This window comes from Mesorhizobium sp. M8A.F.Ca.ET.202.01.1.1 (assembly GCF_004791595.1).
Classification (GTDB): Bacteria; Pseudomonadota; Alphaproteobacteria; order Rhizobiales; family Rhizobiaceae; genus Mesorhizobium.
This window is the reverse complement of sequence record NZ_SRUN01000015.1, coordinates 96,078-108,752: the sequence shown is the minus strand read 5'-3', so window position 1 is coordinate 108,752 and position 12,675 is coordinate 96,078. Positions and strand designations below refer to the sequence as shown.

General features: G+C 63.0%; 14 protein-coding genes, 1 pseudogene and 1 riboswitch. Of the genes and pseudogenes, 12 read left to right on the top strand and 3 right to left on the bottom strand.

Annotation, left to right across the window (positions count from 1 at the left end):
* The first annotated feature begins 2 nt into the window (after positions 1-2).
* From EN845_RS27905 to EN845_RS27890, 4 genes are all read left to right on the top strand, one after another.
* Positions 3-464: an RT0821/Lpp0805 family surface protein gene (locus tag EN845_RS27905; protein WP_127873103.1), complete on the top strand. Its 462-nt coding sequence runs from the start codon at positions 3-5 to the stop codon at positions 462-464.
* A 100-nt stretch (positions 465-564) separates the two neighbouring features.
* Positions 565-1,497 carry a J domain-containing protein gene (locus EN845_RS27900; protein ID WP_127873104.1) on the top strand — a complete coding sequence of 311 codons (933 nt, stop codon included), beginning with the start codon at positions 565-567 and terminating at the stop codon, positions 1,495-1,497.
* A gap of 104 nt (positions 1,498-1,601) precedes the next feature.
* Entirely contained in the window at positions 1,602-2,420 is an 819-nt protein-coding gene (gene fabI, locus EN845_RS27895) for an enoyl-ACP reductase FabI (protein WP_015318818.1), read from the top strand.
* A 52-nt stretch (positions 2,421-2,472) separates the two neighbouring features.
* Positions 2,473-3,060: a histidine phosphatase family protein gene (locus EN845_RS27890; protein WP_127279984.1), complete on the top strand. Its 588-nt coding sequence runs from the start codon at positions 2,473-2,475 to the stop codon at positions 3,058-3,060.
* A gap of 108 nt (positions 3,061-3,168) precedes the next feature.
* Here the strand turns inward: EN845_RS27890 and EN845_RS27885 are convergent, their stop codons facing one another.
* The gene (locus EN845_RS27885) at positions 3,169-3,432 is read right to left on the bottom strand and encodes a DUF1344 domain-containing protein (RefSeq protein ID WP_127279983.1); all 264 of its coding nucleotides are present in this window, start codon (positions 3,430-3,432) and stop codon (positions 3,169-3,171) included.
* Between the two features lie 185 nt (positions 3,433-3,617).
* On the opposite strand from EN845_RS27885, the gene aroC reads away from it, so the two are divergent.
* Together aroC and ribB are read left to right on the top strand one after the other, a co-directional pair.
* The gene (gene aroC / locus EN845_RS27880) at positions 3,618-4,733 is read left to right on the top strand and encodes a chorismate synthase (RefSeq protein ID WP_127873105.1); all 1,116 of its coding nucleotides are present in this window, start codon (positions 3,618-3,620) and stop codon (positions 4,731-4,733) included.
* A 90-nt stretch (positions 4,734-4,823) separates the two neighbouring features.
* Complete coding sequence (gene ribB / locus EN845_RS27875; protein WP_127873106.1) at positions 4,824-5,924, top strand: 3,4-dihydroxy-2-butanone-4-phosphate synthase; 1,101 nt, start codon at positions 4,824-4,826, stop codon at positions 5,922-5,924.
* A 19-nt stretch (positions 5,925-5,943) separates the two neighbouring features.
* Here ribB and EN845_RS27870 read toward each other — a convergent pair whose 3' ends face one another.
* Positions 5,944-7,164 carry an MFS transporter gene (locus EN845_RS27870; protein ID WP_127873107.1) on the bottom strand — a complete coding sequence of 407 codons (1,221 nt, stop codon included), beginning with the start codon at positions 7,162-7,164 and terminating at the stop codon, positions 5,944-5,946.
* A 119-nt stretch (positions 7,165-7,283) separates the two neighbouring features.
* On the opposite strand from EN845_RS27870, the gene EN845_RS27865 reads away from it, so the two are divergent.
* Both EN845_RS27865 and EN845_RS27860 read left to right on the top strand, forming a co-directional pair.
* A complete protein-coding gene (locus EN845_RS27865; protein ID WP_127873108.1) occupies positions 7,284-7,892 on the top strand; it encodes a TetR/AcrR family transcriptional regulator in 609 nt (202 codons plus the stop codon).
* An 89-nt stretch (positions 7,893-7,981) separates the two neighbouring features.
* Positions 7,982-8,965 carry a hypothetical protein gene (locus tag EN845_RS27860; RefSeq protein ID WP_245511819.1) on the top strand — a complete coding sequence of 328 codons (984 nt, stop codon included), beginning with the start codon at positions 7,982-7,984 and terminating at the stop codon, positions 8,963-8,965.
* 167 nt (positions 8,966-9,132) lie between these two features.
* On the opposite strand, the pseudogene bluB reads toward EN845_RS27860, so the two are convergent.
* A pseudogene (gene bluB / locus EN845_RS36195) lies at positions 9,133-9,639 on the bottom strand (5,6-dimethylbenzimidazole synthase); the annotation flags it as partial.
* 171 nt (positions 9,640-9,810) lie between these two features.
* Positions 9,811-9,993, bottom strand: a riboswitch (cobalamin riboswitch).
* A gap of 178 nt (positions 9,994-10,171) precedes the next feature.
* Here bluB and EN845_RS27850 point away from each other — a divergent pair.
* The 4 genes from EN845_RS27850 to EN845_RS27835 all read left to right on the top strand — a co-directional run bounded on the left by EN845_RS27850 (position 10,172) and on the right by EN845_RS27835 (position 12,674).
* Positions 10,172-11,098, top strand: a complete 927-nt coding sequence (locus EN845_RS27850) for a histone deacetylase family protein (protein ID WP_127873110.1) — start codon at positions 10,172-10,174, stop codon at positions 11,096-11,098.
* Positions 11,099-11,101: 3 nt separating this feature from the next.
* Positions 11,102-11,353, top strand: a complete 252-nt coding sequence (locus tag EN845_RS27845) for an exodeoxyribonuclease VII small subunit (protein ID WP_127280686.1) — start codon at positions 11,102-11,104, stop codon at positions 11,351-11,353.
* A gap of 93 nt (positions 11,354-11,446) precedes the next feature.
* Positions 11,447-11,713, top strand: coding sequence for a DUF2277 domain-containing protein (locus EN845_RS27840; protein ID WP_027035955.1), 267 nt, complete (start codon positions 11,447-11,449; stop codon positions 11,711-11,713).
* A gap of 40 nt (positions 11,714-11,753) precedes the next feature.
* Positions 11,754-12,674: a pirin family protein gene (locus EN845_RS27835; RefSeq protein ID WP_127280684.1), complete on the top strand. Its 921-nt coding sequence runs from the start codon at positions 11,754-11,756 to the stop codon at positions 12,672-12,674.
* The last annotated feature ends 1 nt before the right edge of the window (position 12,675 follow it).

The window sequence follows — 12,675 nt, the reverse complement described above, 5'->3', positions numbered from 1 at the left end:
GATTGTCGCGTATCGCGCAAGCTTTTGACAGCAGGCAATGGGGCGTTATCGCTTCGGCCAGCGCGAAAGTTGCGATCGTGTCAATCGCCCTGCCGCTTGCTGGCTGCGGCGCGGGAGGCTTCAGCCTTGAGAAAGCCGAAGTCGACCGCTCGATCCTGACCTCAAGCACATCGGCTTCGGCAAAGCCCGCCGATTCGGATCGCGACTCCGACCAGACGACGATCGGCAATGCGGTATCGTCCGCCGACATCGAGCAGCTCGGTGGCCAGGCCGTGCCCTGGGCCAATGCCGGCACCGGCTCGCGCGGCTCCATCACGGAGCTGGCGGAATTGAAGGACAGCGGCCAGACGTGCCGCCGCTTCAAGGCTTCGCGCGAGAGCTTTGACGGCGTTGCCATGTTCGAGGGCGAACTCTGTCTCGCCAGTGCCGGCGGCTGGCGCATGCAGGGCTTCAAGGCGCTCTGATTTTCCACCTTTGATATGACGCACCGCTACTGGAATTTCTTCCTATGCGAGCGCATATAGGGGGCAAGTATGGACTCACTCCTTTTCCAGGGCAGGAAGCATGCGCGACCCCTATGAGGTCCTGGGCGTTGCAAAGAACGCATCGGCCAAGGACATAAAATCGGCGTACCGGAAACTCGCCAAGAAGCATCATCCGGACCAGAATCCGAATGATCCCAAGGCGAAGGACCGTTTTGCCGCGGCCAATCAGGCCTATGAGGTCATCGGCGACGAGAAGAACCGTGCCGCTTTCGATCGTGGCGAGATCGACGCCGATGGCAAGCCGCGTTTCCAGGGTTTTGAAGGCGCGGCTGGTGGCGGCGACCCCTTTGCCGGATTTCGCCGCCAGCAACAGGGCGCTGGCGGCTCGCGATTCGAGTTCCGCTCGGGCCGTCCAGGGGGCGATCCGTTCGACGGCAACAGCGACATCTTCAGCCAGATTTTCGGCGATGCCTTTTCAGGCGCGCGCGGGCCAGGCGCAGGCGACCGCCGCCAGCCGGCGACATCGGCCGATTTGAACGTCACGCTCGACATTACCATCGAGGAAGCCGCGAACGCCGAAAAGGTGACGGCGATGTTCCCGGACGGCCGCAAGGTGGCGGTCAAGCTGCCGGCCTATGTCGAGGATGGCCAAACCATCCGTTTGAAAGGCCAGGGTGAGCAGGGGCCGGGCCAGCCCGGCGACGCACTGCTCAAGATTCACATCCGTCGCCATCCGCGCTACCGCATCGAGGGCCGCGACCTGCACGCCGATCTGCCGGTGACGCTGGCGGATGCGGTGCTGGGCGCCAAGGTGCCGGTCGAGACGCCGACCGGCAGACTCGCGGTCAATGTTCCCGCCTGGTCGAGCTCGGACAAGGTCCTGCGGCTCAAGGGCAGGGGCTTGCCCGAGAAAGCCGGCGGCCATGGCGATCTCTACGCGCATGTGCGCATCATGCTGCCGGAAGGCGGCGACAGCGCGCTCGAATCGCTGTTGCGCGGCCAAAAAGGCTGATCGAGAGCTTTGTCCCCCGAACTGTCCGGTTTGAACGCTTGAAGGGGCTGTGTGCCTGTGCGATAGGCACTCCACAAAGCAGAAACCTTGCGGAGAGCGCTGACATGGCGGGTGGACAGGGCCTAATGGCCGGCAAGCGCGGCCTTATTCTTGGCGTCGCCAACAACAGGTCGATCGCCTATGGCATTGCCAAGGCCTGCGTCGATCACGGCGCAGAGATCGCACTGACCTATCAGGGCGAAGCCTTCAAGAAACGAGTCGAACCGCTGGCGGCGGAGCTGGGCGCCTTTGTCGCCGGCCATTGCGACGTCACCGATCCCGCGAGTTTGGACGAGGTTTTCGCCAACGTCGCCAAGCATTGGGGCAAGCTCGATTTCCTCGTCCACGCCATCGCCTTTTCCGACAAGGACGAGCTGACCGGCCGCTATGTCGAGACGACGCGGGACAATTTCCTGCGCACCATGGACATTTCGGTCTATTCCTTCACCACCATCGCCAAGCGCGCCGAAGCGCTGATGACCGAGGGCGGTTCGCTGCTGACGCTGACCTATTACGGCGCCGAGAAGGTGATGCCGCACTATAACGTCATGGGCGTCGCAAAGGCGGCACTCGAGGCCAGCGTGCGTTACCTCGCGGTTGATCTTGGCGCCAAGAAGATCCGCGTCAACGCGATTTCCGCCGGCCCGATCAAGACGCTTGCCGCCTCCGGCATCGGCGATTTCCGCTACATCCTGAAGTGGAACGAATACAATTCGCCGCTGAAACAGACGGTCACGCAGGAAGAAGTCGGCGATTCCGGGGTCTATTTCCTGTCCGACCTGTCGCGTGGCGTCACCGGCGAGGTGCACCATGTCGATTCCGGCTATCACGTCGTCGGCATGAAGGCGGTCGACGCGCCGGATATTTCGACGGTCAAGGATTAGTTCTCTCCGCCTGTCCTGCGTCCAGGCCCTGGCCCGATCTCCGGAAGAGCTGATGTATCCGCTGGTTTATATCGTGCGCCACGGCCAGACCGCGTGGAACGCCGAGTTCCGGCTTCAGGGCCAGGCCGACACCGATCTCAATGCTCTCGGCCGCGAGCAGGCGACCGGAAACGGGCATCGGCTGGCCGAACTCGTCGGCGTTCCCCAGGAATTCGACTTCGTCGCCAGTCCGATGAGACGCACGCGCGAGACGATGGAACGCATCCGCGCCGCCATGAAGCTGGATCCGCTAGCCTACCGAACCGATATCAGGCTCATTGAAGTCAATTTCGGCGATTGGCAGAGTTTTACCTTTGCCGAGCTCGAGACGCGGTCTCCCGGGGCAAGCAGGACGCGTGCTCGCGACAAATGGAATTTTCAGCCGCCGGGCGAAGGTGCCGAGAGCTACCAGATGCTGCTCGAGCGGGTGAAGCCATGGTTCGACGAGATCGACCGCGAGACGATTTGTGTCACGCATGGCGGCGTCATGCGCACCCTGTTTCGCTTCGTGCTTGATATGCCCGAGGACGAAGCCGCGAACCTGGAGATACCGCAGGATCGCGTGCTCAAACTTGAAGGCAGGAGCCTGGAGTGGCTTTAGGGCGCCTGATGACGGCCTATTGCTAATGCATGTCGCCCAAAAGTGACTTCGGTTTTGGGGAAGACGACATGCATAAAAACAAAGAACTAAAGCGCGTCGCGACGCGCTTTAGTTCGTGTCGCCGTCTCCCGGCAACTGCATGTCGGTGACGACGTTTTCGCCATCGGTAACATCGTAAGCGATGACGATGTCCATGCCGGGCTTCAGCGCGTCGAGATCGGTTTCGGCGTTCAGCTTGTAGGATTTGCCGTCGTCCAGTGTCAGGGTCAGCGCATCCTTGTCGACCTTCTTGATCAGGCCTTCGGTCTGGCCGGCAAAGGCGGCGGTGGAAAGCAGCAGCGTGGCGGCAACAGCGCCAATCAGGGTACGCATTATCGTCCTCTTTGGTCATTGCGCCGGCCTGAGTGGCGGCGGGTCCTCAACGGCGAATGGAAGAAAGCAGAAACCAGCCGAATGTGTCAAAACTTAAACGGCGGGGATGACAGTTTGACCACTGTGGAAAACGCCAATAGAAGGCAGGCTTCAGCCGGTTTTGATGCCGGGCAGGGCGCTTTTCCATGTCTCACAACACGTTTGGCCATCTTTTCCGCGTCACCACCTGGGGCGAGAGCCATGGCGCGGCGCTCGGCTGCGTGGTCGACGGCTGTCCGCCGGGCATCCGCTTCACGCGCGATGAAATCCAGGCCGAGCTCGACAAGCGCCGCCCGGGCCAGTCGCGCTTCGTCACCCAGCGCCGCGAACCGGACGAGGTGAAGATCCTCTCGGGCTTTGTCCTCGACGAGGACGGCGCGACGATGATCACCACCGGCACGCCGGTGTCGATGCTGATCGAGAATGTCGACCAGCGCTCCAAGGACTATGGCGAGATCGCCCGCCAGTTCCGGCCGGGCCATGCCGACTACACCTACGACGTCAAATACGGCATACGCGACTATCGCGGCGGCGGCCGCTCCTCGGCGCGCGAGACGGCGGCCAGGGTCGCCGCCGGCGCGCTCGCCCGCAAGGTGGTGCCGGGCATGGTGGTGCGCGGCGCGTTGGTGTCGATGGGCGAAAAGGCGATCGATCGTGCCAACTGGAACTGGAATTTCATCGGCGATGCCGAGAACCCGTTCTTCACCCCGGATCCGGCTTCCGTGCCTGTCTTCACGCAGTACCTCGACGGCATCCGCAAGGCCGGCTCTTCGGTCGGCGCGGTGATCGAGATCGTCGCTGACGGTGTGCCTCCCGGCCTCGGCGCGCCGATCTACGCCAAGCTCGACCAGGACATTGCCTCCGGCCTGATGTCGATCAACGCCGTCAAGGGCGTCGAGATCGGCAATGGTTTCGAGGCCTCGCGTATCACTGGGGAACAGAATGCCGACGAGATGCGCATGGGCAATGACGGCAAGCCGGTCTTCCTCTCCAACAATGCCGGCGGCATCCTCGGCGGCATCTCCACCGGCCAGGCGATCGTCGCGCGCTTTGCCGTCAAGCCGACCTCGTCGATCCTGACGCCGCGCAAATCGATCGACAAGGACGGCAACGACGTGGAGGTGATGACCAAGGGTCGCCACGACCCCTGCGTCGGCATCCGAGCCGTCCCGATCGGAGAGGCCATGGTTGCCTGCGCCATTGCCGACCACTATCTGCGGCATCGAGGACAGACAGGAAAGGGAATAGGTAGTAGGGATTAGGCAGTAGGCCAGTCTGCCCGCCCCAAAGAGCCAAAATTTCCTTTCCCTACTGCCTATTCCCTATTCCCTGCGAGCGAAGCGAGCATTTCCATGCCTTACGACCAGAAGAAGATCGTCGAAGCCATTCGGGCTTTCGAACGCGGCGAGATCGTCGTCGTCATGGACGATGATGGGCGTGAGAACGAGGGCGACCTGATCGTCGCCGCCGTCCACTGCACGCCGGAGAAGATGGCCTTCATCGTGCGCAACACGTCGGGCATCGTCTGCACGCCGATGCCGCGCGAAGAAGCCAAGCGGCTGAACCTCGCGCCGATGGTCGCCGACAATGATTCGGCCCACACCACTGCCTTCACCGTCAGCGTCGACTTCAAGCACGGCACGACGACAGGCATTTCGGCCGACGACCGCACGCTGACCGTGCGCAATCTTGCCAACGGCAATGTCGGCGCTTCGGATTTCGTCCGCCCCGGCCACATATTCCCGCTCATCGCGCGTGAAGGCGGCGTCTTGATGCGCTCGGGCCATACCGAGGCGGCCGTGGATTTGTGCAAGCTCGCTGGCCTGCCGCCGATCGGTGTCATTTCCGAACTGGTCAATGATGACGGCACCGTCAAGCGCGGCCCGCAGGTGCAGGCTTTCGCCGAGGAACACGGCCTGAAGCAGGTTTCGGTCGCCGACCTCATCGCTTACCGGCAACGCAAGGAAACGCTGGTCGAGCGCGTCGCTTGCTCCGACATCGAGACGCTGGGTGGCAAGGCGCAGGTCTTCACCTACACACTGCCCTGGGACACGATGCATCACGTCGCCATCGTCTTCGGCGACATCCGCGACGGCGAGGACGTGCCGGTGAGGCTGCATTCGGAGGACGTGGTGACCGATGTGTTCGGCACCAGCCACCGGCTCGACGGCGTCATGAAGGCGATGGGCGAGCGCAAGCGCGGCGTCATCGTTTATCTCAGAGAGGGCTCGGTCGGCGTTGCCCACCAGGAGCGCAAGCGGCCGGCGTCGGGCGACCGCGAGGACCATGAAGAGGCGCGCCGGCGTGAGAGCGAATGGCGCGAGATCGGGCTCGGCGCCCAGATTCTCAAGGATCTCGGCATTTCCTCGATCAACCTGATCGCCTCGCGCGAGCGCCATTATGTCGGCCTCGAAGGGTTTGGCATTCATATCGCCAAGACCGAGATTATCTGAGCTCAACAAACCCTGGCGGTCATTCGGCAGGGATTGCCGCCTCGCATCCTTCCAACTCGCATTCGTGGGTGGCGAGGCTGCGCTGGCCGAGCAGCACCGTGACCAGTGCGATAACGCCTGATGCAACCGAAACCCAGAACCCGTTCTGGGCGCCGAACGCATCCACCACCGCGCCGGCGGCGAAGGAACCGAGCGCCATGCCGATGCCGATGCCGGTCATCACCCAGGTGATGCCTTCGGTCAGCATCGCTTCCGGCACGTGCCGTTCGATCAGGCCGAAGGCGGTGATGAAGGTCGGCGAGATCGCCACGCCGCTGATGAACACGGTCAGCGCCAGAAGCGGCACCGTACCGGCGGTGAGCGGCAAAAGCGTGCCAAGCGCGACCAGGGCGACCGCGATTGCCAACTGGCGTTGCAGCGGTGCTTGCAGGTTGAGGGCGCCGACGATGATGCCGAGCACGAACGATCCTAGCGCATAGACGCCGATGACAAGGCTGGCGGCGCCCGGCTGACCGAATTCCCCAGTGATGGCCACGGTGCTCACCTCCGTCGTCGCGAAGGTCGCGCCGATGAAAATCAAGGCAAGGGTGATGATCTGCACCGACCGCAGCCTTATTGCCGAGCCGCTCGTGGCACGGTCCACCGGCCGCACCTGCGGTTCGGTCGAGCGCTGCAGGATGAAAGCCGTTGAACCGATGGCGAGGAGCACGGTGCTGACCAGGACGCCGGCTTCAGGAAAGAGGCCTGCGCTGAGCCCCACCGACAGCGACGCGCCGGCAATATAGACCAGTTCGTCCGCAGCCGATTCGAAGGCGAAAGCGGTGTTCATCTGCGGCCGTCCTCTGAAGATCTCGGTCCAGCGAGCGCGCACCATTGCCGGCATGCTGGGCATGGCCGCGGCCGCCAGTGCCGAGACGAACAGCGTCCAGACCGGCCAATCCTGATTGGCTGCAGCGATGAGAACCGCGAAGGCGATCACGGTGATGATGGTGGTGGGGACCACGATGCGTGTCTGGCCCAGACGGTCCACCAGTCTTGATATTTGCGGCGCCACGAAAGCGTTGCCCAGCGCGAAAGTCGCCGAGACCGCGCCGGCCAGCCAGTATTCGCCACGCGTCTGAGACAGCATCGCGACGATGCCGATCGGTGCCATGGCGATCGGTAGGCGCGCCAGGAAGCCGGCGGCCGCAAAGCCTTTGGTTCCGGGGGCTCGAAAGATTTCCGAATAGGGGTTTTGCATGGCTGGTTCCTCGACAAAGGATGATGCGACAATTACATACGATGCGTATGAATGTCAGGTAGTTCATACGTTGCGTATGTCAATTGGCATACGAGACGTATGTGGATAGGTCCAGAACAATGCACAGACCCCGCAAGGAGATGATTGCCGAGACGCGAGCCAAGCTGATCACGGCGGCCCGCCAGGCTTTCGGCACCATTGGCTACGCCGAAGCGTCGATGGACGATTTCACCGCGTCGGCCGGGCTGACACGCGGCGCCCTCTATCATCACTTCGGCGACAAGAAGGGACTGCTGCAGGCGGTTATCGCCGAGATCGACGCGGAAATGGCCGCCCGGGTGAATGAGGTCGCGGCGAGGGCGCCGACCCGCTGGCAGCATTTCGTCGACGAATGCACGACCTACATCGAAATGGCACTGGAGCCGGAAATCCAGCGCATCATGTTCCGGGACGGTCCGGCCGTGCTGGGAGACCCGGCGCAATGGTCGAATGCCAATGCCTGCGTCGGTTCAATGACCGATCATCTGACGGCGCTGCAACAGGAGGGGATGGTGGTGCCGGGCGTCGATCCCGAAACGGCGGCGCGATTGATCAACGGTGCGAGCAGTCAGGCCGCACAGCGGATCGCCAACTCGAACGATCCCGAAGCGACGTCGAGGAAGGTGGTGGCGGCGTTCAAGCAATTGCTCGAAGGCCTGCTCGAGAAACCGGAAGCACAGCCAAACTGAGCCGCCGTGGCGCTTCCGCCACCGCCTGCAATTGACAATAGCCGGTTTGGGCGCATCCTCCCCAGCCATCTCTGAGGGGAGAATCGGGCATGTGGGATTTCGATATCGGCAGGTCGGTGTCCATCATGATGCGGACCTGGCCTTTCATTGTCTTTCGCATGGTCGTCTATTTCGGCATCACACTGGCCTACGTCATGGCCACCGGCACCGGTGCCTCGGTCGGCTACGGCGTCGGACATATCTCCACCGATCCCGACGGACCGTTGTCCTTTGCCCTTTGGGGCGGTGTGGTCGGTTTCGGCGTCGTCTCGATCGCCGTCTACTGGATCCGCGAATACATCCTCTACGTCGTCAAGGCAGGCCATATCGCCGTCATGGTGCATCTGATCGACGGACATGACGTTCCCGACGGCCAGAACCAGATCGCCTACGCGAAAGAGGTTGTGACCGAGCGCTTTGCCGAGGCGAACATCCTTTTCGTCGTCGACCAGCTGGTCAAGGGCGCTATCCGCGCCATCACCGGCCTGCTGGGTGGCATCGCGGCCTTCCTGCCCATCCCCGGTCTGAGCGGCCTGGTCTCGTTCCTCAACACGGTGATCCGGCTGTCGCTGACCTATGTCGACGAGATCATTCTCGGCTACAACATCCGCATCAATTCGTCCTCGCCGTTCGAGACGGCGCGCCAAGGCGTGGTGCTCTACGCCCAGAACGGCAAGACCATGGTCAAGAACGCCGTCTGGCTGGCGGTCATCATGTGGGGGGTGTCTTTCGTGATTTTCCTGCTGATGCTGGCTCCGGCAGCCGCCATTCTTTACGTCATGCCCGGGCAACTCGCCGGCTGGGCTTTCGTGCTCGCCATCGTCTTTGCCTGGGCTTTCAAGGCGGCCTTCATCGAGCCATTCGCCATTGCCTGCCTGATGCAGGTCTATTTCAGGACCATCGAGGGCCAGGTGCCTGATCCGGCCTGGGACGCCAGGCTGGCCGAAGCCTCATCGAAGTTCCGGGAACTCAAGGACAAGGCGCTCTCCACCTTCGGCGGCTCGCGCTGGGGCACGGCCGGCGCGACGCGCTGATCGGCGGGGCTGGCGGGCGCACCTGCGACGGTGTCGAGGCGCGCCACCGCCAATTTGAGCGGTGCCTCACCCTGGCCGCAAAACGTCTCGCTCATGATCAGGTCGGGCAGCGGCAGGCGTCGGCCCCAGCCATGCGTTTCGAGGTCCGGTTTCGGCGCGAACTCCGAGACACGGCCGACGCAAAGATAGGCGATCGGCGTCACGTGGTCGGGGACAGACAGCAGGCTTTTCAGCGCTTGCGCCTCGATGATGCTGACCCAGCCGACGCCAACGCCTTCAGCGCGCGCGGCCAGCCAGAAATTCTGCACCGCGCAGACCGTGCTGTAGAGATCCATTTCCGGGTTGTGCCAGCGCCCCAGCGGCGAGCCTTTCGAGCGCTCGCGGTCGCAGGTGATACAGATGTTGAATGCGCTTTCGCAAATGCCTTCGAGCTTGAGCTTGCGGTAGAGCGCCTGCCGGTCTGCCTCGATTGCCGGCAGTTCCTGCTCGCGCGCGGCAAGGAACAGGTCGCGCACCTTCGCCCGTCGCGCGGCATCGCGGATGACGATGAAATTCCAGGGTTGCATGAAGCCGACCGATGGCGCGTGGTGGGCGGCAAGCAGCAGCCGCGCCAGCACTGCATCGTCGATCGCCTCCGATGTAAAATGGCTGCGGACGTCGCGCCGCGTGAACATGGCGCGATAAACCGCGTCACGCGCTATCTGATCAAATCCATCGCCCATTGGAGCGGTCATGGCTTCCGGCATCGCTTATCCCCTTGCGATTGCAGCAGTTCAAATTCTCAGAGCGAACTTTGCGCGTCCAAGAGGACCCACATCGCTCTGATGTCATCCGCCTGACCATGCGGATGACGATGCCTGCCAGGCCGGTCTTCTGGCTCGGGATCAACCCGCGTCCGGTGCCTTCCCGTCATCGACAGTGGCATTTACCGGCGCGGTCCCCCTTACAGCGTTGGGCACGCCACGGAATTCAACCGTGTTCCCGATTCTCCCGCCGGAGCATTTGCAGCCAAGTGAAATCATTTGGCGTCGCAGAATGCGGCTAAAACAAACAGACCGGCAGGCACCAGGCAGTGGCGGCAACCTTACGCCGAAGCCCCAGCGCCGCCAATCCCCGCAGCGACGCCAATGGACGCAGGCGTGATTTTCCCCAGCGATCAAGCCGCTGCGCATGGCCATTACGGCGCCGGGGCACTAGATAGGGGAGATGGCTACCCGTCTCTACACGCACCCCATCTTTCTCGAACACATCACCCCGCCGGGTCACCCCGAGCGGCCCGACCGCCTGCGCGCCATCGAGCGCGTGCTCGACGACGAAGCTTTTGCCGCGCTCGACCGCGTCGAGGCACCGCAAGGCGACGAGGCGACGATCCTCTATGCGCATCCCGCCGATTTCGTCGCGCGTGTCCGCGCCGCCATCCCCCACGAAGGCATTGCCCACATCGACGCCGACACCACCGCCAGCCCGAAGAGCTGGCAGGCCGCGATCACGGCGATCGGCGCCGCCAACGCCGCCGTCGACGACGTCTTTGCGGGCCGCGCCGACAATGTCTTCGTCGCCGCCCGTCCGCCTGGCCACCATGCCGAAAAGACCACGGCAATGGGCTTCTGCTTCTTCAACACGGCCGCGATCGCTGCCCGCTACGCGCAGAAGAGGCACGGCGCCGAGCGTGTCGCCGTCGTCGACTGGGACGTGCATCACGGCAACGGCACGCAGGATATTTTCTGGGACGATCCGTCGGTGCTCTATTGCTCGACGCACCAGATGCCGTTGTACCCGGGCACCGGGGCGAAGAACGAGACCGGTGCCGGCAACATCGTCAACGCGCCGCTGGCGCCACAGACCGGCAGCGAGGTGTTTCGCGATGCCTTCCTGTCGCGCGTGCTGCCATCGCTCGACAATTTCGCCCCCGACCTGATCATCATTTCGGCCGGCTTCGACGCGCACCACCGCGACCCGCTGGCCGAGATCAATCTGACCGAGGACGATTTCGACTGGGCGACCGGCCAACTGATGCAGCGCGCCGCACGCCACGGCGGCAACCGGCTCGTCAGCCTGCTCGAGGGTGGCTACGATCTGCAAGGATTGGCATTTTCGGTCGCCGCCCATGTCGGGCGACTGATGAAAGGATGAATGATGAGCGGTGAGATCAACGAAGACGTCAAGGCGATGAGCTTCGAACAGGCACTCGACGCGCTGGAGAAGATCGTCGATGATCTGGAGCGCGGCGACGTGCCGCTCGACCAGTCGATCCGGATCTACGAGCGCGGCGAGGCGCTGAAGGCGCATTGCGACCGCTTGCTGAAGGCAGCCGAGGACAAGGTCGAGAAGATCAGGCTGTCGCGCGATGGCAAGCCGGTTGGAACCGAGCCGCTCGACGCGGACTAAGGCGCCCTCGCAGTCTTACCGATTTTTGGACACGATCATGATTGAGGATACAGTTCGTCCCGATTGAAACGGACAAGAGGAGGTTTGGAAACGATGTGCAGAAACATCAAGACCCTGTTCAATTTTGATCCGCCGGCAACCAACGACGAAGTCCGCGACGCGGCACTCCAGTTTGTCCGCAAGCTGAGTGGAACGACGCGGCCGTCGAAACAGAACCAGCATGCGTTCGATCATGCTGTCGAAGCCATCGCGGCATCGGCACGCGAATTGCTTGATTCCCTCGAAACCCACCAGCATCCGCGCAATCGCGAAGAGGTGGCGGCCAAACTAAGAGCAAAGGCCGCGATCCGCTTTGCCTGATGCGGCTGAGGCAGCCACCGAGCGCTGACCAGGAGAGTTCATGAGCTTCTTCCCGGGGAAAGACCCTGAGGCCGGCGATGCCTTCGCCAGCGACCAGATCGAGTTGATGGTCATCCCCAACGCCAAGGATATTGGCGGCTTCGAAGTGCGCCGCGCGTTGCCGACCGCCAAGAGGCGGCTGGTCGGGCCGTTCATCTTCTTCGACCGCATGGGCCCGGCCATCCTGCGCGCCGGCCAGGCGCTCGATGTCCGTCCGCACCCGCATATCGGCCTGTCGACCGTGACCTATCTGTTCGACGGCAAGATCCGGCATCGCGATTCGCTCGGCACCGAAATGGTGATCCAGCCCGGCGACGTGAACCTGATGACCGCGGGCCGTGGCATCGTCCATTCCGAGCGCACGCCACAGGAATTGCGCGGCGCGCCGATGTCCATCTCCGGCTTGCAGACTTGGCTGGCACTGCCCGATGGCAAGGAAGAGGTTGCGCCGGTGTTCGAGAACACAGCGGCGCTTCGGCTTCCCGAGATCGATGCCGACGGCGTCAGCGGGCGCGTCGTCATCGGTGATTTCCAGGGATTGCGGTCTCCGGTGCGGGCGGACTCCGAAACGCTCTACGCTGATTTGCGGCTGGCGCCCGGTGCCAGTGTCAAAATCCCGGCCGATGCGGAAGAGCGCGCCATCTATACGCTGGAAGGCGAGGTCTCGATTTCGGGCGACGTCTTTCCGGCGGAACGGCTGCTGGTGTTCCGCCCCGGCGACGAGATCGTCATATCATCGCTGACCGGGGCGCATTTCATGCTGTTCGGCGGCGCCTCGCTCGGTTCGAAGCGCTACATCTGGTGGAATTTCGTCTCCTCGTCCAAGGAGCGCATCGAGCAGGCCAAGCAGGAATGGAAGACCGGCCGCTTCGATATCGTTCCTGGCGATGAGAAGGAATTCATTCCGCTGCCGGAAGGCTGAG

What these genes read in the sequence shown, in the direction of transcription:
- EN845_RS27900 (WP_127873104.1), top strand. Translation starts at nt 565, where the DNA reads ATGCGCGACCCCTATGAGGTCCTGGGCGTTGCAAAGAACGCATCGGCC.
- fabI (WP_015318818.1), top strand. Translation starts at nt 1,602, where the DNA reads ATGGCGGGTGGACAGGGCCTAATGGCCGGCAAGCGCGGCCTTATTCTT.
- EN845_RS27890 (WP_127279984.1), top strand. Translation starts at nt 2,473, where the DNA reads ATGTATCCGCTGGTTTATATCGTGCGCCACGGCCAGACCGCGTGGAAC.
- EN845_RS27885 (WP_127279983.1), bottom strand. Translation starts at nt 3,432, where the DNA reads ATGCGTACCCTGATTGGCGCTGTTGCCGCCACGCTGCTGCTTTCCACC.
- aroC (WP_127873105.1), top strand. Translation starts at nt 3,618, where the DNA reads ATGTCTCACAACACGTTTGGCCATCTTTTCCGCGTCACCACCTGGGGC.
- ribB (WP_127873106.1), top strand. Translation starts at nt 4,824, where the DNA reads ATGCCTTACGACCAGAAGAAGATCGTCGAAGCCATTCGGGCTTTCGAA.
- EN845_RS27870 (WP_127873107.1), bottom strand. Translation starts at nt 7,164, where the DNA reads ATGCAAAACCCCTATTCGGAAATCTTTCGAGCCCCCGGAACCAAAGGC.
- EN845_RS27865 (WP_127873108.1), top strand. Translation starts at nt 7,284, where the DNA reads ATGCACAGACCCCGCAAGGAGATGATTGCCGAGACGCGAGCCAAGCTG.
- EN845_RS27860 (WP_245511819.1), top strand. Translation starts at nt 7,982, where the DNA reads ATGTGGGATTTCGATATCGGCAGGTCGGTGTCCATCATGATGCGGACC.
- EN845_RS27850 (WP_127873110.1), top strand. Translation starts at nt 10,172, where the DNA reads ATGGCTACCCGTCTCTACACGCACCCCATCTTTCTCGAACACATCACC.
- EN845_RS27845 (WP_127280686.1), top strand. Translation starts at nt 11,102, where the DNA reads ATGAGCGGTGAGATCAACGAAGACGTCAAGGCGATGAGCTTCGAACAG.
- EN845_RS27840 (WP_027035955.1), top strand. Translation starts at nt 11,447, where the DNA reads ATGTGCAGAAACATCAAGACCCTGTTCAATTTTGATCCGCCGGCAACC.
- EN845_RS27835 (WP_127280684.1), top strand. Translation starts at nt 11,754, where the DNA reads ATGAGCTTCTTCCCGGGGAAAGACCCTGAGGCCGGCGATGCCTTCGCC.